Source organism: Knoellia sp. 3-2P3, from assembly GCF_029223115.1.
Classification (GTDB): Bacteria; Actinomycetota; Actinomycetes; order Actinomycetales; family Dermatophilaceae; genus Pedococcus_A.
Genome location: NZ_JARGZE010000005.1, coordinates 28,885 through 52,841, shown reverse-complemented (window position 1 = coordinate 52,841; position 23,957 = coordinate 28,885). Strand labels below are relative to the sequence as shown.

21 protein-coding genes and 1 riboswitch are annotated in these 23,957 nt (G+C 72.2%); of the genes, 10 read left to right on the top strand and 11 right to left on the bottom strand.

All coding sequences use genetic code 11. The features are described from left to right. Positions 1–495 precede the first annotated feature (495 nt). The 3 genes from P0Y31_RS14630 to P0Y31_RS14620 all read right to left on the bottom strand — a co-directional run bounded on the left by P0Y31_RS14630 (position 496) and on the right by P0Y31_RS14620 (position 2,021). On the bottom strand, positions 496–912 hold the full coding sequence (locus tag P0Y31_RS14630; RefSeq protein WP_275870644.1) for a hypothetical protein: 417 nt from the start codon (positions 910–912) through the stop codon (positions 496–498). Between the two features lie 57 nt (positions 913–969). Then, on the bottom strand, positions 970–1,284 hold the full coding sequence (locus P0Y31_RS14625; protein ID WP_275870642.1) for a hypothetical protein: 315 nt from the start codon (positions 1,282–1,284) through the stop codon (positions 970–972). A gap of 110 nt (positions 1,285–1,394) precedes the next feature. Further along, complete coding sequence (locus P0Y31_RS14620) at positions 1,395–2,021, bottom strand: hypothetical protein (protein WP_275870640.1); 627 nt, start codon at positions 2,019–2,021, stop codon at positions 1,395–1,397. A gap of 298 nt (positions 2,022–2,319) precedes the next feature. On the opposite strand from P0Y31_RS14620, the gene P0Y31_RS14615 reads away from it, so the two are divergent. The 6 genes from P0Y31_RS14615 to P0Y31_RS14590 all read left to right on the top strand — a co-directional run bounded on the left by P0Y31_RS14615 (position 2,320) and on the right by P0Y31_RS14590 (position 7,810). Beyond that, on the top strand, positions 2,320–2,889 hold the full coding sequence (locus P0Y31_RS14615) for a dihydrofolate reductase family protein (RefSeq protein ID WP_275870638.1): 570 nt from the start codon (positions 2,320–2,322) through the stop codon (positions 2,887–2,889). A gap of 286 nt (positions 2,890–3,175) precedes the next feature. After that, on the top strand, positions 3,176–4,891 hold the full coding sequence (locus P0Y31_RS14610) for an alpha-glucosidase (protein ID WP_275870636.1): 1,716 nt from the start codon (positions 3,176–3,178) through the stop codon (positions 4,889–4,891). 535 nt (positions 4,892–5,426) lie between these two features. After that, complete coding sequence (locus tag P0Y31_RS14605; protein ID WP_275870634.1) at positions 5,427–5,666, top strand: crosslink repair DNA glycosylase YcaQ family protein; 240 nt, start codon at positions 5,427–5,429, stop codon at positions 5,664–5,666. Between the two features lie 114 nt (positions 5,667–5,780). Next, positions 5,781–6,200, top strand: coding sequence for a CBS domain-containing protein (locus P0Y31_RS14600; protein ID WP_275807163.1), 420 nt, complete (start codon positions 5,781–5,783; stop codon positions 6,198–6,200). Between the two features lie 93 nt (positions 6,201–6,293). Next, positions 6,294–6,644 (top strand): DUF3817 domain-containing protein, encoded by a 351-nt coding sequence (locus P0Y31_RS14595; protein ID WP_275870632.1) that lies wholly within the window; start codon positions 6,294–6,296, stop codon positions 6,642–6,644. A gap of 68 nt (positions 6,645–6,712) precedes the next feature. After that, positions 6,713–7,810 (top strand): ionic transporter y4hA, encoded by a 1,098-nt coding sequence (locus P0Y31_RS14590; RefSeq protein WP_275870630.1) that lies wholly within the window; start codon positions 6,713–6,715, stop codon positions 7,808–7,810. A 20-nt stretch (positions 7,811–7,830) separates the two neighbouring features. On the opposite strand, the gene P0Y31_RS14585 is transcribed toward P0Y31_RS14590, so the two are convergent. After that, positions 7,831–8,511, bottom strand: coding sequence for a DsbA family oxidoreductase (locus P0Y31_RS14585; RefSeq protein ID WP_275870628.1), 681 nt, complete (start codon positions 8,509–8,511; stop codon positions 7,831–7,833). Positions 8,512–8,580: 69 nt separating this feature from the next. Between P0Y31_RS14585 and P0Y31_RS14580 the strand changes: the two genes are divergently transcribed. Beyond that, entirely contained in the window at positions 8,581–9,297 is a 717-nt protein-coding gene (locus tag P0Y31_RS14580; RefSeq protein WP_275870626.1) for a DUF305 domain-containing protein, read from the top strand. A gap of 107 nt (positions 9,298–9,404) precedes the next feature. On the opposite strand, the gene P0Y31_RS14575 is transcribed toward P0Y31_RS14580, so the two are convergent. After that, complete coding sequence (locus P0Y31_RS14575; RefSeq protein WP_275870624.1) at positions 9,405–10,136, bottom strand: C40 family peptidase; 732 nt, start codon at positions 10,134–10,136, stop codon at positions 9,405–9,407. Between the two features lie 3 nt (positions 10,137–10,139). Continuing rightward, a riboswitch (cyclic di-AMP (ydaO/yuaA leader) is annotated at positions 10,140–10,333 on the bottom strand. Positions 10,334–10,482: 149 nt separating this feature from the next. Continuing rightward, a complete protein-coding gene (locus tag P0Y31_RS14570; RefSeq protein ID WP_275807144.1) occupies positions 10,483–11,178 on the bottom strand; it encodes a metal-dependent transcriptional regulator in 696 nt (231 codons plus the stop codon). Positions 11,179–11,197: 19 nt separating this feature from the next. Here P0Y31_RS14570 and P0Y31_RS14565 point away from each other — a divergent pair, with 19 nt between their 5' ends. Continuing rightward, positions 11,198–12,544, top strand: coding sequence for a deoxyribodipyrimidine photo-lyase (locus P0Y31_RS14565; RefSeq protein ID WP_275870621.1), 1,347 nt, complete (start codon positions 11,198–11,200; stop codon positions 12,542–12,544). Here the strand turns inward: P0Y31_RS14565 and P0Y31_RS14560 are convergent. Beyond that, a complete protein-coding gene (locus P0Y31_RS14560) occupies positions 12,514–13,716 on the bottom strand; it encodes an MFS transporter (protein ID WP_275870619.1) in 1,203 nt (400 codons plus the stop codon). The genes P0Y31_RS14565 and P0Y31_RS14560 overlap by 31 nt on opposite strands. 55 nt (positions 13,717–13,771) lie before the next feature. Continuing rightward, the gene (locus P0Y31_RS14555; protein ID WP_275870617.1) at positions 13,772–14,173 is read right to left on the bottom strand and encodes a PGPGW domain-containing protein; all 402 of its coding nucleotides are present in this window, start codon (positions 14,171–14,173) and stop codon (positions 13,772–13,774) included. A gap of 107 nt (positions 14,174–14,280) precedes the next feature. Here P0Y31_RS14555 and P0Y31_RS14550 point away from each other — a divergent pair, with 107 nt between their 5' ends. After that, a complete protein-coding gene (locus tag P0Y31_RS14550) occupies positions 14,281–15,024 on the top strand; it encodes a hypothetical protein (RefSeq protein ID WP_275870614.1) in 744 nt (247 codons plus the stop codon). After that, positions 15,021–15,773, top strand: a complete 753-nt coding sequence (locus tag P0Y31_RS14545; protein WP_275870613.1) for an SDR family NAD(P)-dependent oxidoreductase — start codon at positions 15,021–15,023, stop codon at positions 15,771–15,773. Before P0Y31_RS14550 ends, P0Y31_RS14545 begins: the two co-directional genes overlap by 4 nt. A gap of 33 nt (positions 15,774–15,806) precedes the next feature. Here the strand turns inward: P0Y31_RS14545 and P0Y31_RS14540 are convergent, their stop codons facing one another. The 3 genes from P0Y31_RS14540 to P0Y31_RS14530 are packed head-to-tail and all read right to left on the bottom strand — an operon-like array spanning position 15,807 to position 23,806. Further along, a complete protein-coding gene (locus P0Y31_RS14540; RefSeq protein ID WP_275870611.1) occupies positions 15,807–18,221 on the bottom strand; it encodes a beta-galactosidase in 2,415 nt (804 codons plus the stop codon). A gap of 12 nt (positions 18,222–18,233) precedes the next feature. Next, positions 18,234–20,399, bottom strand: coding sequence for a glycoside hydrolase family 3 N-terminal domain-containing protein (locus P0Y31_RS14535; protein ID WP_275870608.1), 2,166 nt, complete (start codon positions 20,397–20,399; stop codon positions 18,234–18,236). Next, on the bottom strand, positions 20,396–23,806 hold the full coding sequence (locus tag P0Y31_RS14530; RefSeq protein WP_275870605.1) for a cellobiose phosphorylase: 3,411 nt from the start codon (positions 23,804–23,806) through the stop codon (positions 20,396–20,398). Before P0Y31_RS14530 ends, P0Y31_RS14535 begins: the two co-directional genes overlap by 4 nt. Positions 23,807–23,957: the final 151 nt, after the last annotated feature.

Here is a 23,957-nt window from a genome sequence, read left to right as displayed (position 1 = left end):
CAGGTCGCATCGGAGCGCTCCCAGGAGCGCTCGATCTGCCCATGCAGCACGGCGCTAGACGGCCCGGTCCCTGGCCTCGTGTGCACGATGGCGGTTGTGCAGCAGCCCTTCGAATGCGTACCCACCGAACAGGAGGCATAGCCCGAGTCCCAAGCTGAGGTACATCCACTGGATCGTGGCGTCTGTCTGTTCTCCCCAGGTCCGACAGTCGTAGAAGCGCGCCCCGAGACCGTGCCCGGGGTACTGCGCCGCGCCCCAGACGGAGGGGCACCCCGGGCCACCCGGAGGAGTAATCGCGAACAACACAACGACCGTGGCCAGGGCCATCAACGGCGGCCATGCCCAGCGCCATGGGCTCGCTGCGAGACGCACCGGTCGCATGCGGCGACAGTACAGCGTTCGTTCGCAGTACCTTGGCCCAGTTGTCACAGCCCGACAACGCGGAACCAACATCCTCATTTCCGCACGACCGGAGTGCGGCATGTGGGTGTGTTTCTAGAGTGCGACCCATTCGCCCAACCGTGCGACAGCAGCACCTCGAGCAAACGCCTCGACAGCACCCACCGCAAGGTCAAGAGTGAGGACGAAGTCACCCGAAAAGGTGGCCAGCCCCTCGAGCACCGGGAGCACGACGACTTCGCCGGCCTGGACTGACCTGTCCCCGCGGAGCAAGTAGGACTTGTCCTCGGACTCGAACTGGTGGATGACGCTTTGCCTTGATGCAGCCGACAGCGCGAGCCTCGGAAACGGCTGATCGCCTCTAGCGACCTCGGCGTAGCCCTCGCCGTAGGTCGTTAGTGATTCCAGGAAGCGAAGGAACGTCTGGGTTTCCGAACGTTGCTGGAGGTGACGGGGTTCGTCGTCGCCGGCCCAGCCGAGCCAATCCACTGCCTGGGGCTCAAGACCCTTCATGCTCTGCAGCATGCCGGACTACAGGCACCGATCGCGCCCACGGCGCCCCCAGCAGCCCTAGGAAATGAACAGGGCCTCGACCTGCGCCATGCCCTCGTGGGTGGCGGCCCTCTTGTTCCTATAGACCTGCGAGAAGACCACTGAGTCGCTTCCGGGCTCGGTCACAAGAACACGCCAGCGGCCTCTGCCCACCACGAGCCGCCACAGCCCGCCTGCTACGCCCGCCACGACTTCGATCACCAGGGAGAGTCCGTACGGGTCGCCGCCGAATGATGGACCAAGTAGGTCGACCTTCCCCACTGGCTCGCACCGCACCCAAACCTGCTCTCGCTTGAGGGGCTCACGCCCCTTCTCGGGGTGCTGCACCGTCATGGCGCGCATCCTCCCCCGAGGCGTCCGGCCGGAAGCTGTGGTCCACGCCGTCGTCCTGTCATCGGCAGTTTCGCTCTTTCACTTACTGCGCCAGATCCTGACGCACGGACTTAGTCGTTGCGCCCGCGTCCTTTCAGGATCGCGTTCGCCTCGGTGCCCAACTGAGGGTCGTTCGCGAAACGCTCGATGACCTTCCGCCCGCCGCCCGCACTCATGCGATTGCCGATGCGGTTCACCGGCCGTAGGAAGTAGATCCGTGACTCTCCAAGTGCCTGGTTCTCGACGATCGCGATCAAGTCGTCGAAATGGGTTCGGACGGCACAATCGCTCAATGTTGCGGCTAGGCCGTCCCGGACCTCCGGACGGCCGTCGCTGAGGTAGATGCCGAGCAGGTCCTGCCAGTGCGTTCGTGCGACGTCCTTGGTGAAGGCACGCGCGATGCCGTCGAGGATACGGTCCGGGTAGTCCCGGTCAAGGTGTTCCCGGAGCAGCGGATACGCCGTCTCGCCGAGTTCGGGATACTCGTACAACTCCCAAACTGAGTCCACCGGGATCCCAGCGGATTGAAGGGCGGACACCAAAGGGCGCTCTGCGCGCCTCAGTTCCTCATGTCTGGCCCGGTGTTCTGCTTCCTGGCGGTCAACGCTTGCCTTGTACGCCGGATCGTTGCGGTACCGATCTTCGAGCTCCTTATGGAGCTCAGTTGCGGTGACCGGCCCGCGGCGGGATGGCGGCATGCCCCGACTGTAGCGGCGTGTGGAATGCGGACACCCTGTCGCACGGAATGCGGCGAGCGGACGTTCGTTTCCCGCGCCGGGTTGCGTCTACGGGTTGGATGGTTTCCACGGATCTCGAAGTCCGCCACCTTGGAGGCCGAGGTGGCTGCGAGTCTTCTCATCGGCTTTTGACCGCTCGATCACGCCCCAGCCGGACCATGTGACCGCTGGGATCGGGCGCCGATGAGATATCGCGGCGACAGTGGTCTGAGTACGGTCCGGTGAAAACGCGCTGCGCGCACCAAGGGAGAGCAACGAGATGAGACCACTTCGATACTCGATCAACGTCACACTCGACGGCTGCTGCCATCACGAGGCAGGGCTCCCGCCCGACGAGGAGTCGATGCGCTACTGGACCGCTGAGATGGAACGAGCCGATGCCCTGCTGTTCGGCCGGGTGACCTACGAGATGATGGAGTCGGCGTGGCGGCGGCCGGCCACGGGCACGTGGCCTGACTGGATGGATGAGTGGGAGATCCCGTTCGCCGAGACCATCGACCGGACGAAGAAGTACGTCGTGTCGAGCACGCTGAGCGGGGTCGATTGGAATGCCGAGCTGGTGCGAGGCGACGTGGGGAAAGCGGTTCAGCGGCTCAAGCAGGAGCCGGGCGAGGGCCTCTTCGTGGGTGGCGTGACGCTCCCCCTGGCGTTGGCAGATCTGGGACTGATCGACGAGTACGTGTTCCTTGTGCAGCCGGTCCTTGCCGGACACGGGCCGACGTTGCTCGCCGGTCTGCGCGAGCGCATCCAGCTCGAGCTCGTGGATCGCCATGAGTTCCGGTCGGGGGCGGTCGCCCTGCGATACCGGCCCACGCGGGTAACGGCTTGACGTGATTCGTCCTGGCACGTTGGCCGCTGCCTCGCGACGGAACGACAGCTCTCACGCCTGATGCGAGGGTTCGGACCGTCCCAGACGTGCGGACAGAACGGCGCTACCTGCATCCCCGAGGTGCCGGTAGATGACGGGTTCGGGCGGGGTGTCCGCTCATCGGCTGGATCCGGCAGGCGGACGGTGCCCAGCGCGCACGGCTGACAAGAGGGCAGCCAGTGAGGGCCGGCCCCGCGGCCTGAGACGCGGCTCGCGCCCACCGCACTCCTTCGGGAGACTGCTCTGCATGCCAGCCGAGCGCCCATGGTTCCACTCCGCCGTCGTCTACCAGGTCTACCCGCGCAGCTTCCAGGACAGTGACGGCGACGGGATAGGCGACCTGCGCGGCGTCATCCGGCGTCTCGACTACCTCGCGACCCTCGGCATCGACGTGCTCTGGCTGTCGCCCATCTACGCCTCGCCGCAGGACGACAACGGCTACGACATCAGCGACTACCAGGACATCGACCCGACGTTCGGCACACTGGAGGACTTCGACGAGCTGGTCGAGCAGGCGCACGCCCGCGGCATACGGATCGTCATGGACCTCGTGGTCAACCACACCTCCGACGAGCACCCCTGGTTCGTCGAGTCGCGCTCGTCGAAGGACTCGCCCAAGCGCGACTGGTACTGGTGGCGCCCGCCGCGGGAGGGGATGAAGGCCGGCGTCCCGGGGGCCGAGCCCACCAACTGGCACTCCTTCTTCAGCGGCTCCACCTGGGAGCTCGACGAGGAGAGCGGCGAGTACTACCTGCACCTGTTCTCGCGCAAGCAGCCCGACCTGAACTGGGAGAACCCGCAGGTGCGCCAGGCGGTCTACGCGATGATGCGCTGGTGGCTCGACCGCGGCGTCGACGGCTTCCGGATGGACGTCATCAACATGATCTCCAAGGACCTTCCGCTGCGCGACGGCCCGCTCATCGGCCCCGGCCCCTGGGGTGACGGCTCGCCCTTCTACATCTGCGGGCCGCGGATCCACGAGTTCCTCCAGGAGATGCACCGCGAGGTCTTCGAGGGCCGCAAGGACTCGCTGCTCACCGTCGGCGAGATGCCGGCCGTCACCGTCGAGGAGGCCGTCCTCTTCACCGACCCTGCCCGTCGCGAGGTCGACATGGTCTTCCAGTTCGAGCACGTCGGCCTCGACCACGGCGAGCACAAGTGGGACCGGCGGCCGCTCAGCCTCGTCGACCTCAAGGCGTCGCTCGGCCGGTGGCAGGAGGGCCTCGCCGAGGTCGGCTGGAACAGCCTCTACTGGAACAACCACGACCAGCCGCGCGCCGTCTCGCGCTTCGGCGACGACGGCCAGCACCGCGTCGAGTCCGCCAAGCTGCTCGGCACCGTGCTGCACCTGCACCGCGGGACGCCCTACGTCTACCAGGGCGAGGAGCTCGGCATGACCAACGTGCCCTTCGCCGACGCCAGCTCGTTCAAGGACATCGAGTCGCTCAACTACTACGCCGCGGCGACCGGCCAGGGCCTGCTCGTCGAGGAGGTGCTCGACGCCCTGCGGCTCGGCAGCCGTGACAACGCCCGCTCGCCCGTCCAGTGGGACACCTCCCGGCACGCCGGCTTCACGACCGGAACGCCCTGGTTCCCGGTGCACCCCAACCACCGGGAGGTCAACGCCGAGCAGGCGCTGGCCAACCCCGACTCGGTGTTCCACCACTACCGACGGCTCATCGAGCTGCGCCACACCGACCCGGTGGTGGCCGAGGGCACCTTCACCATGCTGCTGCCGGACGACCCCGTGGTCTACGCGTTCACCCGCTCCCTCGGTGAGACGACCCTGCTCGTGGTGGCCAACTTCAGCGGCCACCCGCACCCCGTCGAGGGTCTGCCCGAGGCCGAGCATTGGGCGGCGGCCGAGCTGGTGCTCGGCACCCACCCGGAGCCCTCCACCCCCTCGTCCGGGCCGCTCGTGCTGCGCCCGTGGGAGGCGCGGGTGCTGCGCCGCACCACCTGATCCCCCTCCGACCGTGTCGGTCGGCACGCCTACGGTGAGCTCATGACGACGGTGACGCGGCAACACGTGCTCTCCTTCCGGGTGCACCGCCAGCAGCTCGACCGTGCCGCCGGCGCCCTCACGGACACCGACCTCCTCGACATGGGCGCCCACGACACCGGCCCCGATGGCGCGCTGTGGGCGCTCGCGGTGCGCGGTGTCGACACCACGGCCGTCGACCCGGCCGACCTCATCACGGCCTGGACCCTGCGCGGAGCGCCGCACGTCGCCGCCGGTGCTGCAACGCGTCGACGGCCTCATCCCTCCGTCCGAGGGCGCTTCCGCGGTGCAGCCCCGACACGACGTCGTGCGCGCCACCCTCCACCTGCTGGGTCCGGGCGCGCTGGCCCGTCGACGTCACCCCCGTCGAGGTCGACGGCCAGCAGCGGTGGGCGCTCGCTGACGACCTCGACGCACTGGTGGGTGCGGAGGCGGTGGCCGACCGCCTGCTCGGCCCGTACGACCTGCTCCTCCAGGGTCGCGGCGCGACCTGCTGGTGCCCGACCCGGCACACGCCAAGGCCCTTCGCCCAGTGCTGGGGCGGCCCGGTGCGGTGCTCCTCGGCCGCGAGGTGGCCGGGCTGTGGCGCCCGCGCAAGAGCGGGTCGACGCTCACCGTCAGCGTCGGCCTCTGGGCCCGTCGGACCCGAGCTGCCGAACGTGCCGTCGAGGCCGGGGCCGAGGCGCTGGCCTCGTTCCGCGGCCTGCGGCTGGCGGCGGTGGACTACGCCGGATGAGGGACGTGTCCCGGCGCGGGCCGGGTGTTGTGTGGACGGTGGACACGCCCGCGGCGGCTGACCCGGTCACACCCGCCGCACACCCCTCCATCCACCCACACCGAAGGAGTCCCCATGACGACGGCTCGAGACATCATGCACACCGGTGCGACCTGCATCGGTGAGGACCAGACCCTGCTGGAGGCCGCGCAGATGATGCGCGACCTGGGCGTCGGCGCCCTGCCGATCTGCGGGAACGACCAGAAGCTGCACGGCATCATCACCGACCGCGACATCGTCATCAAGGCGGTGGCGGAGGGCAAGGACCTCGGCTCGTGCACCGCCGCCGAGCTCGCGCAGGGCCACGTCACCTACGTCGAGGCCGACACCGACATGGAGGCCATCGTCGACCTCATGGGCCGCGAGCAGGTCAAGCGCATGCCCGTGATCCAGGACCACCGGCTCGTGGGCATGATCAGCGAGGCCGACCTCGCGCAGCACCTCGACGACGCCCACCTGAGCAAATTCGTGGAGCACGTCTTCGCCCGACCCTGACCGCCACCCACTGCCCGGTATGCCGGCTCGGTGCCACCGTGCGCACGGGCCGGTTTTCCGTGTCCGCCGCCACCCGGCCTACCCTCTGTGTCCATGCGTTCCTCCCGCCTCATCACCCTGTTCCGTGTCGTCGCCTTCGCCGAGGCAGTCTCCTGGGCCGGGCTGCTGGCGGGCATGTACGCCAAGTACCTGACGGACGCCGGCGAGCTGGGCGTGAAGGTGTTCGGCCCGATCCACGGCGGGATCTTCGTGCTCTACGGCCTGCTCACCCTGGCGGTCGCCCGGGTGCGCCGCTGGTCGTGGGGCACGCTCCTGCTCGGGCTCGTCGCGGCCGTGCCGCCGTTCGCGACCGCTGCCTTCGAGGTGTGGGCCGCGCGGACCGGCCGGCTCGGGCCGAGCACCGGCCACCCCCTCCGCGGGTCGGGGTACTCGCGTGGGCTGTAGCACGCGGTAACACCCCGACCCAGCCGGCCGGCCACCCGGCATACCGGCCTCGTCTGAAATGCTGAGGCATGGCCGCGCGAACGACCAGCCCCCTGCTCACCTGGACGACCCTGGCGCCCTTCGGGGCCCTCGTCGCCCTGGCACTGACCTGGGGACGCGGCCTCAACACCCCCATCGTGGTGGTCGTGGCGGCCCTGCTCGCCGCCGCGGTGCTGGCGTCGGTGCACCACGCGGAGGTGGTGGCGCACCGGGTCGGGGAGCCGTTCGGGTCGCTCGTCCTGGCCGTGGCGGTGACCGTCATCGAGGTGGCGCTGATCGTCACCCTGATGATCTCGGGGGGCAAGGACACCTCCTCGCTGGCGCGGGACACCGTCTTCGCCGCCGTGATGATCACCTGCAACGGCATCGTGGGCCTCAGCCTCTTCGTCGGGGCGCGCCGCCACGGGCTGGTCACCTTCAACGCCGAGGGCGCAGGCGCCGCACTGGCCACGGTGACCACGCTCGCCGTCCTGACCATGGTGGTGCCGACCTTCACCACCAGCGAAGCCGGCCCGGAGTTCTCGGGCGCCCAGCTGACGTTCGCCGCGGTGGCCTCGCTCGCCCTCTACGGCATGTTCGTCTCGACGCAGACGGTGCGCCACCGCGACTTCTTCCTGCCGGTCTCCGCCGAGGGCATGCCGCTCGACGACGAGCACGCAGAGCCGCCCACGAACCGCGAGGCGTACACCAGCCTCGGCCTGCTGCTGCTCTCGCTGGTGGCGGTGGTCGGCCTGGCCAAGGTCGAGTCGCCGGCGATCGAGTCGGCGGTTGCCGCGGCCGGGCTGCCGCAGTCCTTCGTCGGTGTCGTGATCGCCCTGCTGGTGCTGGCGCCCGAGACGCTGGCAGCGGTGCGGGCGGCGAGCCGCAACCGCCTCCAGACCAGCCTCAACCTCGGGCTCGGCTCGGCCATGGCCAGCATCGGCCTGACCATCCCCGCCATCGCCGTCGCCACGATCTGGCTCGACGGACCCCTGCTGCTGGGCCTCGGCCCGACCCAGATGGTGCTGCTCGCCCTCACCGTGGTGGTCAGCGTGCTGACTGTGGTGCCCGGCCGGGCGACGCGGCTGCAGGGCGGCGTGCACCTCGTGCTGCTGGCCGCCTTCGTGTTCCTCGCCATCGCCCCCTGAGCCCGAGCCGGGCCGCGTGGTCAGATCGAGGACTGGCCGGCCGGCTCGTGCTCACCCTCGAGGGCGGCGGTGATGAGCTTGCCGAGCACCCCGACGGAGTGTGCCCCGGTCAGGGCGACCTGGCGGTTGGCGACGAAGAACGGCACGGCGGTGACGCCGAGCTCGGCAGCCTCCTGTTCGTCGGCGCGCACCTTGTCGGCGTAGTCGCGACCGGCGAGCACGGCCGCGACCCGGCGCCCGTCGAGCCCGGCCTCGCCCGCGAGCCGCTGCAGGGCCTCGTGGTCGTCGATCGACTTGCCCTCGCTGAAGTGGGCGCTGAACAGGCGCTCGAGCACCGCCGCCTGCAGCGCGGGGCCACCCTGCACCAGGCCCAGGGCCACCAGGCGGTGGGCGTCGAAGGAGTTGGCGTCGACCTGGGCGTCGATGTCCATGTCGATGCCGTCCGGCCGGCCGATGATCGCGGCCCGCTCGACCATGCGCCGGGCCTCGTCGAGGTTGGTGCTGTGCCGGTGGGCCAGCCGCTCGACCACCAGGACGCCCTCACCGGCTGGCTTGCCCGGGTCCAGCTCGAACGCGTGGTAGGTCACCGTCACCTCGGACGGCTGGGCGCTCTCCGCGATGGCCTGCTCGAGCCGCCGCTTGCCGATGTAGGACCACGGGCAGACGACGTCCACCCACACCTCGATCTCCACCTCGCTCATGGGCCCATCCTCACACGGACGCGCGGGTCGGGCCCGGGGCCAAAGGACGCTCCTGCCTACGATGACGGCATGAAGCCACCGCTCCGGACCCACCTGCCCCAGCCGCGGCACGCGCGGCGGTCTGCCGCCTCGGTGCTTGTCGTGATTGCCGCTGCCACCGTCCTGGCCGCCTGCGGGGACGACGACACGACGCCCATGGGCGATCACGGCGCGATGATGTCGTCGACCACGGCGACGGCCGGCGGCTCCCCCAGCGTCCAGCCGACGACGAGCGCTCCCGGCGCGACCGGCTCGGCCACCGCCGGCACCCCTGCCGCCGGACCCCACAACCAGGCCGACATCGACTTCGCCGCGGGCATGGTCCCGCACCACCAGCAGGCCCTGGTCATGGCCGACATGGCGCTCGCCCACGGTGGGACCGACGAGTTCGTCGCGCTCGCCAAGGCCATCAAGGCCGCGCAGAAGCCGGAGATCGACCAGATGTCGGGGTGGCTGGCCGGCTGGGGTCAGCCGGTGCCCGAGGGCGGCGGCCACATGGGCCACTCCGGCATGGGGATGATGACCCAGCAGGAGCTCGACGACCTCGACGCGATCGAGGGCATCGGGTTCGAGGGCATGTGGCTGGTCATGATGATCGAGCACCACGAGGGGGCGATCGCCATGTCCCGCACCGAGCTCGACAAGGGCGCCAACGCCGAGGCGAAGAAGCTGGCGCAGTCCATAGTCGAGTCCCAGACCGCCGAGATCGCGCAGATGAAGGCCATGAAGGACGAGCGCGCGAACTAGGAGCGAACGAGCACCTGCGCGGCGCTCCGGCCCGGCGTACGCGACGGCCCCCGACCACGTGGTCGGGGGCCCTCGGCGGTTCCGCGAGGCGTCGTGGAGGTCAGCCGTCAGGGACGTCCGTAGGTGACGTCGGAGGACCAGATGTCGCGCAGGTCGACAGCCTTGCCGGTGCGCGGGGAGTCCCACATCTTGCCGTCGCCGGCGTAGATGCCCATGTGGTGGGCGGGGGCGCCGAAGAACACGAGGTCGCCCGGCTGCGGGTCGGAGACCGGCGTCACGGCCTGGCGCTGCTCCTCGGCGGTGCGGGGCAGGTCGATCCCGATCTGGCGGAAGACGTACTGGGTGTAGCCCGAGCAGTCGAAGCCGGTCTCGGGCGACGTGCCGCCGTAGTGGTACATGATGCCCTGGTACTGCGCGGCGATCCCGAGGATGCCGCCCGCTGCGGGCTTGAGCGGCGCCCGCTCGACCGAGCGGCTGGCGGCCTGCTCGGTGCGCTCCGGCTGGGGCTGCGGCTCGGGCGCGGGCTCCGGGCGGGGGGCCGGCTTCGGCCTGGGCTTCGCGGTGGCCGTGAAGCCGATGACGCCGAAGGCGTCCTGGGCGACCGGCGCAGCGGCCTCGGGCGCCTTGACCGCCACCGGCGCGGCGGCCGAGCCGGTCTTGGGCTTCTCGGCCGGCGCGGCCTGCGAGGGGATCGCGAACGCGGCGACGAGGCCACCGGAGGCGGCGAGGACGGCCGAGGTCTTGACGGCCGGCTCGGCGGACTTCGCCACGATGTCGGTCAGCTCGGACAGGGGGTTGAAACGGCCTTGCGCACGGTGGCGCCCAGCGTGATGTGACACGGTTGAACCTCCAGCGCCTACGAGGTGAGCTGTCGGGTTCGGGTGGAGGTTGGTTTCACCCGGCCCTGCCGTCTGCCACCCGTCCTAGCGGGCGCTCGCGGTGAGGGCTTCACCCCGAGGACGGCACCAGGGCCGCCCAGAAGTGGGTCCCCCGCTCCTGCCAAGCGGTGTGCTGAGACCTTCGGCGGTGACAGGACTAGGCGATCCGCTTCGAGCCGTCCTCCCAGGGGGGTGGAGGACCCCGACACGGTACACAACGGGCAAACCGAATGTCACACTGCGGTCACGGCGAGTTCATGCAACAGCAGGAGAACGCACTAAACGACCCTCACCGGGCCGGAAAAGCTCAGACGACGGCGGCGAAGACGTGCTGGGCGACGTCGTGGGGCAGCGAGACGCCGGTCGACTCCGCAGCGCCCTCCCGGACGGCGATGACGCGCCCGTCCTCGCGGCGGACGTCGACGCGCTGCCCCGGGAGCAGGCCGGCCGAGGTGAGCAGGCTGAGGGCCTCGTGGTCGACCTGCACCGGCTCGCCGATGCGGCGCACCAGCACCGTCGCGGTGTCGGGCAGGGCCAGCTCGGCCAGGCTCTTCACCCCCACCCGGAACTCCTCGTTGGGCTCCTCGCCGAGCTCGTCGAGACCGGGGATGGGGTTGCCGTAGGGCGACTCGCGGTGGTCGCCGATCATCGCGAGGATCTTGCGCTCGACCCGCTCGGACATGACGTGCTCCCAGCGGCATGCCTCCTCGTGGACGTACTCCCACTCGAGGCCGATGACGTCGACCAGCAGTCGCTCGGCCAGGCGGTGCTTGCGCATGACCCGGGTGGCGATGAGCCGGCCCTCGTCGGTGAGCTCGAGGTGGCGGTCGCCCGAGAGGGTCAGGAGGCCGTCGCGCTGCATGCGGGCCACGGTCTGCGACACGGTCGGACCCGAGTGGCCGAGACGCTCGGCGATCCGGGCACGGAGGGGGACGATGCCCTCCTCGACGAGCTCGTAGATCGTCCGCAGGTACATCTCGGTCGTGTCGATCAGGTCCGTCACAGCCCCTAGCCTCTCATTCATGACCGTCACCGTCGTGTGGGTGAGACGTGATCTTCGCATGCGCGACCACCCCGCCCTGACGGCAGCAGCCGACGCCGGCGACACGGTGCTGCCGCTGTTCGTCCTCGACCCGCGCCTCGTCGACCGGGCCACCCCGCGGCGCGACCACCTGCTCGCCTCGCTGCGCGCCCTCGACGACGCGATGGACGGCCACCTCGTGGTGCGCCGGGGCCGGCCCGAGCAGGTCGTCGCCGCCGTCGCCGACGAGGTGGGCGCCGACACGGTGCACGTCACCGCGGAGTCGACGCCCTACGGCCGCCGCCGCGACGAGCGGGTCCGCCGCCGCCTCGAGCGCGACGGCCGCTCGCTGGTGGCCACCGGCACGCCGTATGCCGTGGGCCCGGGCACGCTGACGAAGGCGGACGGCACGGCATACCAGGTCTTCACGCCGTTCTCGAAGGCGTGGCGGGCGCACGGCTGGCCGGCTCCCGCCCCCATGCCGCGCGGGCTGCGCTGGGCGCGCGCCGACTCCGAGGGCATCCCGGAGGGGCCGGCCGTCGAGGGCGCGGGCGAGGAGTCCGCCCGGCGCCGCTGGAAGCGGTGGCTCGACCAGCACCTCGGCGACTACGACGGCGAGCGCGACCGGCCCGACCTCGACAGCACCAGCCGGATGTCGGTGCCGCTGAAGTACGGCGAGCTGCACCCGCGCACCCTGCTGGCCGACATCGCCGCGCACGAGGGGGCGCGCTCGACGGCGGCGCGGACCTACACCAACGAGCTGTGCTGGCGGGAGTTCTACGCCGACGTGCTGTGGCACCACCCGGAGTCGGCCTGGCACGACCTCAAGCCGGCCCTGTCGTCGATGAGGTACTCCCGGGCACACAAGCCCCTCGAGGCGTGGCAGCGCGGCGAGACCGGCTACCCGATGGTCGACGCCGGCATGCGGCAGCTGCTCGCCGAGGGGTGGATGCACAACCGGGTGCGGATGATCACCGCCAGCTTCCTCGTCAAGGACCTGCACATCTGGTGGCCGGAGGGCGCCCGGCACTTCCTCGCCCACCTGCGCGACGGCGACGTCGCCAGCAACAACCACGGCTGGCAGTGGGTGGCCGGCACGGGCACCGACGCGGCGCCGTACTTCCGCGTGTTCAACCCGGTCAGCCAGGGCCTGAAGTTCGACCCGGACGGTGACTACGTGCGGCGGTGGGTGCCCGAGCTGCGCCACCTCGAGGGCAAGGCCGCCCACGAGCCGTGGGAGCACGACGACGGTTACGCGCAGGGCTACCCGGAGCGGATCGTCGACCACCGGGCCGAGCGCGAGGAGGCCCTGCGCCGCTACGAGGAGGCCCGCCGCACCGGGTCGTAGTGCGGCACCCAGCGGGCGAGCCAGGCGCCGCCGGCGAGGGCGACGCCGCCCAGCACCACGCAGGCCGCGGCCAGCGGTGCGACGACCGTGATCGCGCTGACCAGCAGTGGCCCGCCGGCGATGCCGGAGTCGACGAAGAGCCGCCACCCGCCCAGGAACTGCGGGCGCGCGTCCGGTGGCGCGGCGTCGGCGCCGAGCGTCATGACGATGCCCGACCCGATGCCGTTGCCCAGCGCCATGAGGAGGGCCACGACCGTGAGGGACGGCATCGACGACGTGAGCGGGAGGGCCGCCATGCCGAGGCCGAGCACGACGACGGTGGGCACGGCGACCCAGACCCGGCCGAAGCGGTCCATCACCGCGCCGGCCGGGTAGAAGAGCAGCATGTCGAGCCCGCCCGCGATGCCGAAGACCAGTGCGGTGTCGGTGGCGCTCAGCCCGATGTGCTCGGCCCACAGCGGCAGCAGCGACGTGCGGGCGCCGCGGGCGGCGGCGATGGTGAGCACGCCGGACCCCAGCGTCACGAGGGTGCGGCGGTGCTCGACGAGCACCGAGCCCACCGAGCGGCGCGGGCCGGCCGCCGTGGCGCGCTCGTGGCCCGCCGTCAGGTCGGGCAGCACCAGCACGAGGAGGAAGGCTGCGGCGCTCGCCGCCACGGCCACGGCATACGCAGCCCTGAGGTCCCACCACGACACCACCGCGGCGCCCACGAAGGGACCCACGAACAGACCGATGCGGTGCACGCCGCCGAGCGTGGAGAGCGCCCGGGCCCGCATCGACACCGGCACCACCTCGGTCAGGTAGGCCTGCCGGGCGAGGTTGAACAGGGCCCCTGCCATGCCCAGGGCCAGGACCGCCGCGGCCAGCACCCACACGGCCCCGGCGAACAGCGCTGCCGTCATCGCGGCGCCCTCGACGGCGGCCGCCACCATCAGCGCCCGCCGCTCGCCGATGCGCGCAGCGAGCGCCCCCGACGGGAGGGCAGCGGCGAGCTGCCCCACCCCGAGCAGGGCGACCGTCAGCGCCGCCATCCCCACCGACGCGCGGAGGTCGCGGGCCGTCAGGGCGAGGACGGGCAGGACGGCGCCGTGGCCGAGGGAGGCCAGCACGGTCGGCCCGAAGGCCGGGACGGCGATCCGGCTCAGGCGGAAGGACTCCTCGGCGACGGGCACCGCGCCATTGTCGCCCTCGGCTGCGCACCGGGGCCCGCCGACCTGCCGCCCGGGGTCAGAGCAGCGTCACCGATCCGAGGTAGGTCGTGGCCGCGGCGGTCAGGGCCGTGGTCAGGACGAGCACGCCGCCGGTGGCCAGGACGCCCAGCGCCCGGCGACCACGCGAACCGCCCGCGGGGAGCGCCGCCCGGCGGGCACGGGAGAGGCCGCGACCGCCGACATGCAGCACCCGACGGGCCCAGTCGTGCTCGAGCGCGAGCAGGGCGAGGCCGAGCGCGATGACGACCAGGCCGGGCCCCGGGAGCACGAGCATCGCCAGCCCGGCCAGCACCACGAGCGGGCCGAGCACCGTCACACCGACGCGCACCGTCACCGCGCGCACCCGCCCACGGCTCGACCAGGCGTCGACGCGGCTGAGCAGGCGCTGGGCGCGCGGCGGCAGTGAGGGGTGGTGCATGGGGCTCCCGAAGGGGTGGGTGGAGGCAGTGGCCGACCCCCCATGGTGAGGGGTGTTCCTGTGAGCCACCTGAGCGTGGCCCGGCGGCGTTGGCTAGCGTCGGCGGCGTGACCGAGACCTTCACCGTCCCCGCCCGGTTCTGCGGCCCGCCCGAGTCCGGCAACGGGGGGTGGACCAGCGGGCACCTGGCCACACTGGTGCCGACGAGCGAGGAGCTCCCCGCGGTCTCCGTGCGACTGCGCACCCCTCCGCCGCTCGACCACCCCATGCAGGTGCTTCGAGGCATGGCCGGCGCGGTCGAGGTCGTCGACGGCGACGTGCCGGTGGCCTCGGGCCAGCCCGCCCCCGCCCTGACCCGCTCCGGGCTGCCGGCCGCCGTCACCTTTGCCGAGGCGCTGTCGGTCGCACCGTCGTATGCCGGGCTGCACGACCACCCTTTCCCCACCTGCTTCTCGTGCGGCACCGAGCGCGACCCCGGCGACGCCCTCTGCCTGCGTCCCGGCGCCCTGCCCGGCCGTGAGGGCGTGCACGCCGCCGCCTGGGTGCCCACCGAGGCGACCCCCGAGATCGTGTGGGCGGCCCTCGACTGCCCCGGCGCGTGGGCCCTCGGGGTCGGCGGGCGCCCGATGGTGCTCGGCACCATGACCGCCGAGGTCGACCGCCTTCCCGCGGTCGGCGAGGAGCACGTGGTGATGGCCTGGGCGCGCGGCAGCGAGGGCCGCAAGCACTGGTGCGGCACCGCCCTGTATGCCGCCAACGGCACGCTGCTCGCGCACGCCGACGCCACCTGGATCGCCATCGACCCCGCCGCCGTCCGGCCCGTCCGGGACAACCCGAGGAGCACCCCGTGAGTGCCGCCCCCAGGAAGACCGCCGTCGTCACCGGCGCCAGCAGCGGCATCGGCGAGGCCACCGCCCGCCAGCTGGCCGCCGCCGGCTTCGAGGTGCTCTGCGCCGCCCGCCGGCCGCAGCGCATCGAGCCCCTGGCCGACGAGATCGGCGGCGTGGCCGTCGTGTGCGACGTGACCGACCCCGCCGACGTGCAGCGCCTCGCCGACGCTGTGGGCGACCGGCTCGACGTGCTCGTCAACAACGCCGGCGGCGCCTTCGGCCTCGAGTCGGTCGAGGAGGCCCGGGTGGAGGACTGGCGGGCGATGTACGAGGTCAACGTCATCGGCACCCTGCAGGTCACCCAGGCCCTCCTGCCGGCCCTCAAGGCCGGCGGCGAGGGGATCATCGTCAACGTCGGCTCGATTGCCGGCCGCACGGCATACGAGGGAGGCGGTGGCTACACCGCCGCCAAGCACGCCCTGGCCGTGATGACCGAGACCCTGCGCCTCGAGCTGGTCGACCAGCCGGTGCGGGTCACCGAGATCGCGCCCGGCATGGTGCGCACCGAAGGCTTCTCGCTGACCCGGTTCCGTGGCGACCGGGAGCGCGCTGAGGCCGTGTATGCCGGTGTGCCCCAGCCGCTCGTCGCCGACGACGTCGCCGACGCGATCGTCTGGATGGCGACGCGCCCGGCCCACGTCAACGTCGACCTGCTGGTGATCAAGCCGCGGGTGCAGGCGGCGCCCCACAAGGTGTACCGCGAGCCCTGACCCACTCCCCCGGCGGCGGTTCCTGCGCCGACCTCAGGCGAAGCGGATGACCAGGCGCTCGGGGGCCGCGCCGGGCAGGGTGCGCACCACCTGGCGGTCTCCGTCCTGCTCGACGACGTGGGCCGGGTCGGGTCGCACGGGGGCGCAGCCGGAGAGCACGACCACGGTGCCGGCTTCGTCCTCCTCGTGCCCGAGCCCCGGGTGGAACGCCAGCCGGTCGGTGCCCACCTCGGCGAGCTCGGCGCTCGCCCACTCGACACGTCCGAGGCCGGTCTCGAGACCGAGGGCGAGCATGTGGCCGCTGCGCGGCGGCACCCGCAGCGGCACGCCGTGGTTGACCGGCTCGCCGTCCAGCGTGAGGTCGACGGCCGGCCGGTGACCGGTGGTGTTGGTGACGTGCAGCAGCCGCTGGCCGTCGTCGGTCGAGGTCGTCGTGGCGAAGACGCCCGGCACATCGGCCCGCACGGCCAGGCCCGGCTGCACGCCGAGCCGCTCCATCGCCCTGCCGAACAGCACTGGGTTGGAGGGCAGCTCGGCGGTCAGCACGACAGCTCGGCCCTCGCCCAGGGGCACGTCGACCCCGCACACGGCGCCGGTGACGTCGGTGAGCACGACGTCACCGCTCGACGGCACCAGCTCCTGGCGCCAGCCGACCCGGGTCTCGGGCCACGGGGCGGCCCATCCGCGGGCGACTGCCGAGGGGTAGTAGTGCCCGGTGTCGCGGACGACCTCACCGGCCTTGAGCCCGAGCGCGTCGGCCAGCACGGTGCACGGCCGGCCCTGCAGGTCGCGGTCGGGCAGCCGGCCGAGCAGCAGCAACCCACCGCCGCCCTGCACGTGGCGCACCAGCCGCTGCTGCACGTCCTCACCGAGGTGCCGCCCGGTGGCGAGCAGCACGACGCCGGCGGGCTCGTCGCGCTGCAGGTGCACGGCCGGGAAGCGGAAGCCGTCGAGCAGCAGTGACCGCACCAGTGCCCGCCGCTGGCCCGCGCCGCGGTGGGCGCGCAGGTCGGCGACGACCTCCTCCATGAGCGGGCTCCCGGTGTGGTGGTACTCCGTGGCGTAGTGGTCGAGCACGAAGCCGAGCTGCAGGGGGTCGTGGTCCTCGCGCATCCGGGCCAGCCAGCGTTCGTGGACGTTGACCGCGTGCACCGCGGCCGAGGTGCTCGCGTAGGTCATCCCCCGCTGCCCCTCCGGGCCGACGGGCGCCGCGGTGCCGTGCCGCTCCCCGGTGAAGCTGATGCGGTCGTTGCCGTCGCCGACCGGCTCGTCGAGGTGCGGGTTGATCCCACCGGCGAAGAGGTAGTAGTTGATGAGCCGGTTCCCCTGCGCCACGGAGCGTCTCGTCTTGAGATCGACCGACGCCGGGTCGTACTGCTGGTCGAGCCCGCCGCCGTAGTCACCCGACCCCGCCTCGAACTCCAGCGACGTGGTGGGTTGGTCGGCGTCGTGCACGGCGTCCATGAAGGCGTTGATGACGTAGAGGTCGGTCGTCGTCGCCATGGTCATGTCGCCCATGTAGTGGTCGGACCCGGAGAGCACGCCGGGCACGCCGGCATACGTCTCCACCAGCTGGCTGATGCCGATGGGGAACGACTCACCGCTGCCGCCCTCGGTGCCGTGGATGTTGACGAGGAAGGGCACGCCCTCGACGCCGCCGCGCTCGGCCATGACCCGCAGCGCCTCGACGTAGCGGCGGAACCGGTCGCGCATGAACCGCGCGAGGTCGACCCGCAGCGCACCGGCCCAGGCCTCCTGCGGCGACCGCACCGCCTCGGCCCACGCCGGGCTGCCGGGCTCCACCGGGTATGCCGTGCGGCCACCGTCGGCCTCCGCCTGCCCACGGGCGCGCACCCACTCCCCGAAGTCGGCGACCAGGTGGTCGGTGAGGTCGGGGGTGTTGGTGACCCACGCCAGCATGCCGATCTCGTTGTCGAGCTGGACCGCGATGACGTTGCCGCCCCGCCGCTGGAGGCGCTCCGCGAGTAGCGGCATGATCGCGGCATACCAGCGCTCGCACTCGGTGAGGTAGGCCGGCGCGAGGTAGTCGACGGTGCGCGAAGGTGCCGGCGCACCGTCCCAGCCGCTGGGCACGATCTCCGGGTGCTCGGTGTAGAGCCGGTAGGGCAGGCCCTCGTTCTTCAGCTCGGCCATGACGAAGGGGCCCGGCCGGGCGATGAACCACAGGCCGTGCTCGCGGCAGAGGTCGATGAAGGCGGCCACGTCGCGCTCGGGCCGCGTGGTGCCGCTGACGTCGATGCTGCCGTCGGGCAGCTCGTGGAACAGCCAGGGGATGTAGGAGGCGACGGCCGTGCAGCCCGCCTCCTTGAGCAGCAGGATGCGCTGCTCCCACTCCTCGCGGGCGACCCGGAAGTAGTGGATCTCGCCGGCCATCACCACCCGGGGCTCGCCGTCGATGAGGAGCTGCTTGTCGCGGTACTCGATCATGGGGCTCTTCTCTCAGTCGGTGACGGTCAGGGTGGTGCGGGCGCCGGTGAGGGCGTCGGGCCCCACCTGGAGGACGACCTCGCCGGCGTCGACGCGCGCCGTGTTGTCCCGCCCGAAGTAGGCGAACTGGTCTGCGGTGACGGAGAACTCGACCGTCCCCTTCTCGCCCGGAGCGAGGTCGATCACCGCCCAGTCGGTGAGCTCGACCAGGGGGCGGGTGACCTCGGCGACCGGGTCGCGGAAGTAGAGCTGCACCACCTCGCGACCCGGGCGGTCGCCCGTGTTGGTGACGTCCACCTGGAGCTGCACGCTGCCACCGGAGCGCGCCAGCCGGGGCGCCGACAACCGCGGCTCGCCGTGGTCGAAGGTCGTGTAGGACAGCCCGTGCCCGAAGGGCAGCCGGGGGAAGACCAGGTCGTCGAGGTAGCGGCCGTGCCGGGCGTCCTCGTGCTGCTCGATGAACCGCCCGGTGGGTCGCTGGTGCGTGCTCGTAGGGATGTGCCCCGTCGTCAGGGGGAAGGTCATGGGCAGGCGGCCGTGCGGGGTGACGTTACCGAAGACGATGTCGGCCAACGCATTTCCGGCTTCGACGCCGGGGTGCCAGACGACCAGCACGGCGTCGGCGACGTCCATCACGTCGCCCAGCTCGAGCGGCCGGCCGGTGTAGACGACGGCGACCAGCGGCTTGCCGAGCCGCGAGAGCTGTCGCAGGGCGTCGAGCTGTCCCGCGGGCAGGCCGATGTCACTCACCGAGTTCGCCTCGCCCGAGCGCCACGAGTGCTCGCCGATGACCGCGACCGTCACGTCGGCGTTGCGCGTCTGCTGCACCGAGCGGTCGCTGAACCGGCCGTCGGTGACGAGGACGCGCTCACGGCCGAGCCGCTCGCGGAAGGCGCTGGCCGGGCTGACGACGTCCTCACCGCGGCCGTCGAGGGTCCAGGTGCCGAGCAGGGCCTCCCCCTCCTCGGCGAACGGCCCGCTGAGGTGGACGGTCCCGCAGTCGGGGCGAAGCGGCAGGACGCCGTTGTTGGAGACCAGCACGTGCGCAGCGTGCGCCGCCCGCCGCGCCACCGCGCGCGTCTGTGCCGTGGGGGCGTTGCTGCGGGTCGGCTCGCCGGCGTAGGGGCGCTCGAACAGCCCGAGCCGGAACTTCAGGGTCAGGATGCGGCGCACCGCGTCGTCGACCAGCTCCTCGGCGACCTCGCCGTCCCGCACCAGGTCGGCCAGGTGGGCGGAGTAGCCGCCCGAGCACATGTCGAGGTCGACCCCGCCTTCGATCGCCTGGCGCGTCGCGTCGCGCAGGTCGGCCGCGACGCCCTGGTTCACGAGCTGCCCGACGCCGTTCCAGTCGGCCACGACGAGGCCCTCGAAGCCCCACTCGCCCTTCAGCACGTCGCGCAGCAGGTGCCGGTGCGCGTGCATCGGGATGCCGTCGACGTCGTTGAACGCCGCCATGACGGTCGTGACGCCCGCGTCGACCGCGGCCTTGAACGGGCGCAGGTGCAGGTTGCGCAGGGTGTTCTCGCCGGCTGACACGGTGTCGTAGTCGCGGCCACCAGCCGCGAGGCCGTAGCCCGCGAAGTGCTTGGCACAGGCGGCGATCCGGTCGGCGTGGCCCGGGTCGTCGCCCTGGAAACCGCGCACGAGCGCGGCGGCGAGTCGCCCGCTCAGCACCGGGGTCTCGCCGAGCGACTCGGCGACGCGGCCCCAGCGCGGCTCCTCGGAGATGTCCACCATCGGGGCGAAGGTCCACGCCACCCCGTCGACGACGGCCTCGTGGGCCGCGATCTCCCCCACCTGCTCGGCCAGCTCCTCGTCCCACGCCGAGGCCAGCCCCAGCGGTATCGGGAACACCGTGCGGTGGCCGTGGATCACGTCGCGGCCGAAGAGCACCGGGATGCCGAGCCGGCTGCCCTCGACCGCGTGCCGCTGGGCGGCGTCGATGTTGTAGGCCAGCACACCCTCGTCGCGCTCGTTGCCACCGGTGGCGCCGCTGGCGAAGAGGCTGGAGCCGATGCTGCCCCGGCGCAGCAGCGCTGCGTCGTCGTCCGGGTGGATGTTGGCCACCTGGTGGGTCTGGCCGACCTTCTCCTCCAGGGTCATCCGCTCCAGGAGCGCGTCGACGCGCTCGGCGACGGGGAGGCTGGCGTCGAGCCAGGGCCGGCCCTGCGCGGTCATGCAGTCTCCACCGTGAGGGTGATGACGCCGTCGGCCGAGGCACCCGTCAGGTCGGCGAGGGCGACCGAGGCACCGGCTCGGCGGTAGGGGTTGACCAAGGGGGTGGAGGGCAGCTCGCGGCCGTCGACGGCGAGACGAGCCACCCCGTGACCCTGCCTCCCCACCCGGAAGGTGACCTCGACACGCCTGTCCCACAACGGCATACGCACGGTCAGGCCGTCGAGGCGCGGGTCGAGCACGGGGTCGACCTCGACGCGGTCGCCGCGCACGCGCACCCCGAGCAGCGTCTCGGTGAGCAGGCGCAGGAAGAGCCCCGGGCCCGAGGAGTAGACCCGCCAGCCGCCCTCGAGCGGCACCTCGCCACGCATCAGGTCGGCGTAGCGCTCGGAGGCGTCGTGGCGGTCGGCGAACACGCCGTCGGAGGACGAGTAGTAGGTGGTGCTCTGCCGGGGCCGCGCCTGCGCCACGCGCCCGGTCACCCCCACGGGGTTGGCCAGCATGAAGGCCTCGAAGAGCTGCTCGGCTTCGCCGACCCGGGCCAGCGCCTCGGCGAAGCGCAGGTGCGCATGCATGTACATCAGGCCGATCTCCCGGCCCCAGAAGGTGCTCGACTCGGCGCGCTGGAAGACGTGCATCGGCCCGCCGGAGTATGCCACCGGGCGGTCGAACAGGCGCGCACCGTCGGGACCCAGCAGGTGCTCACGCAGCAGCGCGAGGTGGTGCCGGGCGTCGTCGGGTGCGAGCAGGTCGCTGCTGATCGCGTGGATCCACGGCAGGACGCCGTAGGTGAGCCCGGTGCGCGTGTCGCGCGGGTGCACGAGCGGTTCGCGGTGGTCGCCGTCGAGCACGACGTAGCCGGGCAGCACGCCGTCGACCAGGAGCTCGGAGGTGAGGGCCTCGTGCGCCGCGTCGGCCATGGCGGCGGCCTCGTCGGCGAGGGCAGCAACCTCGTCAGGGTGGTCGACTACGTGGGCACCGGTGCACGAGCGCAGCCCGGCGGCGACGGAGCGCAGCGACTGCACGAGCAGCACGGTCGTCCACGTCGAGACCATGTGGGCCGCCAGCCGCGGGTCGGCCGGCTGGAGCGAGTCGTTCCAGTCGCCGTGGCCGTAGGCCGGCAGGGGTGTGCCGGGCACCCGCATACCCCTGATCCGCGCGAGCGCCCGACTCAGGTGGTCGAGCACCGGCGCGGCCGGGGTCAAGCCGTCGTCCCCGACGAAGGGCAGCCGCTCCCCCAGCAGCGAGGCGTCGGCCGTGCCCTGGAGGTAGTCACCGACGGCGAGCAGCGGCCAGAACACCACGTCGCCGTGCGAGTCGTGCTGGCCGGCCACGGGCAGCGGCGGCAGGAACTCGAAGGCCTGCGGCCAGTCGCCACGGGCATTCTGGGCCCGCAGGACGCGCAGCAGCACCTCGCGCAGCTCGGTGGTGCGCCCGAGGGCGGTGAGGATGCCGACCGGCCCCTGGCAGACGTCACGGGTGCCCCACGCCCCACCGGAGTACTGCTCGAGGCCCCGCGGTGACAGGTAGTGCACCAGGGCGTTCTGGGCGAACCACGGCAGCACGGCGTCCAGCCTCGCGACCTCCCCGGCCAGCTCCGAGGCCTCCGGAGCCGTGAGCCGTATGCCGTGGGGCACGGCGGCGTCCCACGCCTCGCCCAGGTGGCGCTGGCCGTCCGCCCGGTCCTCCTGCTCGGGGGCGGCCAGGGGCACCGTGAGGGCCAGGTCGAGCTCGGCCGTGGCCGCCGTGGTGAGGCTGACCCACGGCAGCCCGCGGGAGTGGCCGTCGGTGAAGAGCGGACCGTCGCGCTCCACCGACTCGAGCGAGCCCCGGCGCACCTCCACGTCCAGCGCCCGCCCGTCCTCGCTGCGGACCCCCACGACGTCCCCGGCCTGGGAGACGTCAACGGGGGCGGGGTCGTGCCCGTCGTCACCCGCGGCCAGGTTCAGCACGACCAGCAGGCGGCGTGGCTGCCCCTCGACGAACCGGGCCCCGAGCCGCAGCTCGTCGGCGCCGGTGGGTGCCGAGGCGGTGACCTCGAGGGTTCCCCACGACGCGGCATACAGCCACCGGCACTCCTGGGGCGAGACGGCCCAGGCGCTCGGCGTGGCCAGCAGGGTCCAGCCGGTCGGCGAGTCGGGGTCCTCCACGAAGGCGCGCAGGCCGTGGGCCCGGTGCAGGCCGAGGTAGCCGCGACGGGTCGACAGGACCCGGTCACGGCCCACGTGCCCGCGGGTCACCTGCGAGTGGAACGTGCCGCCTATCCAGGCGGTCGAGGTCAGGGCAGCGGTGTCGGGCACCAGGGTGTCGCCGGTGCGCAGGATGTGCCCGTGGGGCCGCAGCACCTGGCGCTCCTTCGCGACGGTGACGACGTGGGTGCCCTCGGCCGTGAACCACGCCAGCGGCGCTCCGTCGTCGTCGCTCTCGACGTGGAGCCGTGCGCTCGCCCCGGCGAAGACGTCGAGGCGGTCGTCGTCGAGCTCACGCGGCGGCAGCACCGGCGACTGCGAGAACAGGGAACCCTGCTGCTCGCCCTCCTGGTGGTCGCCGCCCTCCCCCAGCGCCGTGTGCGAGGCCAGCGCCGCCGACACGGCCTGCTCGGCAGCGGCTGCGTCGTCCGGGCCAGTGGCGGAGGGGTGGTCGGCCACGAAGGCGCCGGCGAAGCCGGTGGTGTGCCGCGCCCCCGGCGCCAGGGTGACCGGTGCGTCCTGCAGGGCGACCAGGGCGTGCTCGTGCTGCAGCCTCCCGGCCGGCAGGTGCGCCTCCTCGAGCGCGCGGAAGTGCCCGCCGCTCGCGCGGTCGCCGACCAGCTGGAGCGTGTCGGTGGCCCAGGACGAGCCCTCGCGCAGGGAGCACAGCACCATCCACGGCACGACGGGTCCCGGCATGTTCTGGCGCACCGCCAGCGCGGTCCCGTTCCGCCCCGTCTCGACCGGGGTGAGGTCGAGGTACTGGCTCACGTAGAACTCGTTGGTGCGCACGGCGCCCCATGGCGCCAACGCCGGGTCGAAGGTGAGCACCACGTCGACGGTCGACTCCACACCCGTGGAGTTCTCGACCTCCACGAACCACGACCACCGTGGTGAGTCCGGCTCCATCCGGAACACGGCGGCATACCGAAGCCCGTCCCACGCTCCGCGCACGACCGGGCCCTCCGCGGACCAGCCGACCCGGCTCGGGCTCTCGGGCCCGAAGAGGGGCACGAACCGCGCGCGACCGGCGTCGAGCCGGCGCAGGAACAGGTTGGCCGGGCCCGACTCGAGCTCGCCCGAGGGGTACATCAGCAAGCTCACGTCGCCGACGTCGAGCCGCGCGAGACCGGCGGTGTCGGTGAAGACGGCGCGCAGGCCGGCGTCGTTGGCGAAGGCGTGTCGGGAGCCCGTCAGGGAAGCTGTCTGGGAGGTGGCCACCCGAGTTGTATAGCAGCGGCCGCTTCGCCTGCCCATGCCGGAAACCCTTGTAAATAAATGAAACTCAGCACCAAGCACGAAACCTGCTCATGAAAGTACTTTCATGGTCAAGACCATTGACAGCGCTTTCATCGGCGCTCCTAAGGTGGCG

What these genes read in the sequence shown, in the direction of transcription:
- P0Y31_RS14565 (WP_275870621.1), top strand. Translation starts at nt 11,198, where the DNA reads ATGACCGTCACCGTCGTGTGGGTGAGACGTGATCTTCGCATGCGCGAC.
- P0Y31_RS14540 (WP_275870611.1), bottom strand. Translation starts at nt 18,221, where the DNA reads ATGATCGAGTACCGCGACAAGCAGCTCCTCATCGACGGCGAGCCCCGG.
- P0Y31_RS14620 (WP_275870640.1), bottom strand. Translation starts at nt 2,021, where the DNA reads ATGCCGCCATCCCGCCGCGGGCCGGTCACCGCAACTGAGCTCCATAAG.
- P0Y31_RS14585 (WP_275870628.1), bottom strand. Translation starts at nt 8,511, where the DNA reads ATGAGCGAGGTGGAGATCGAGGTGTGGGTGGACGTCGTCTGCCCGTGG.
- P0Y31_RS14590 (WP_275870630.1), top strand. Translation starts at nt 6,713, where the DNA reads ATGGCCGCGCGAACGACCAGCCCCCTGCTCACCTGGACGACCCTGGCG.
- P0Y31_RS14580 (WP_275870626.1), top strand. Translation starts at nt 8,581, where the DNA reads ATGAAGCCACCGCTCCGGACCCACCTGCCCCAGCCGCGGCACGCGCGG.
- P0Y31_RS14535 (WP_275870608.1), bottom strand. Translation starts at nt 20,399, where the DNA reads ATGACCGCGCAGGGCCGGCCCTGGCTCGACGCCAGCCTCCCCGTCGCC.
- P0Y31_RS14600 (WP_275807163.1), top strand. Translation starts at nt 5,781, where the DNA reads ATGACGACGGCTCGAGACATCATGCACACCGGTGCGACCTGCATCGGT.
- P0Y31_RS14595 (WP_275870632.1), top strand. Translation starts at nt 6,294, where the DNA reads ATGCGTTCCTCCCGCCTCATCACCCTGTTCCGTGTCGTCGCCTTCGCC.
- P0Y31_RS14615 (WP_275870638.1), top strand. Translation starts at nt 2,320, where the DNA reads ATGAGACCACTTCGATACTCGATCAACGTCACACTCGACGGCTGCTGC.
- P0Y31_RS14630 (WP_275870644.1), bottom strand. Translation starts at nt 912, where the DNA reads ATGAAGGGTCTTGAGCCCCAGGCAGTGGATTGGCTCGGCTGGGCCGGC.
- P0Y31_RS14555 (WP_275870617.1), bottom strand. Translation starts at nt 14,173, where the DNA reads ATGCACCACCCCTCACTGCCGCCGCGCGCCCAGCGCCTGCTCAGCCGC.
- P0Y31_RS14610 (WP_275870636.1), top strand. Translation starts at nt 3,176, where the DNA reads ATGCCAGCCGAGCGCCCATGGTTCCACTCCGCCGTCGTCTACCAGGTC.
- P0Y31_RS14625 (WP_275870642.1), bottom strand. Translation starts at nt 1,284, where the DNA reads ATGACGGTGCAGCACCCCGAGAAGGGGCGTGAGCCCCTCAAGCGAGAG.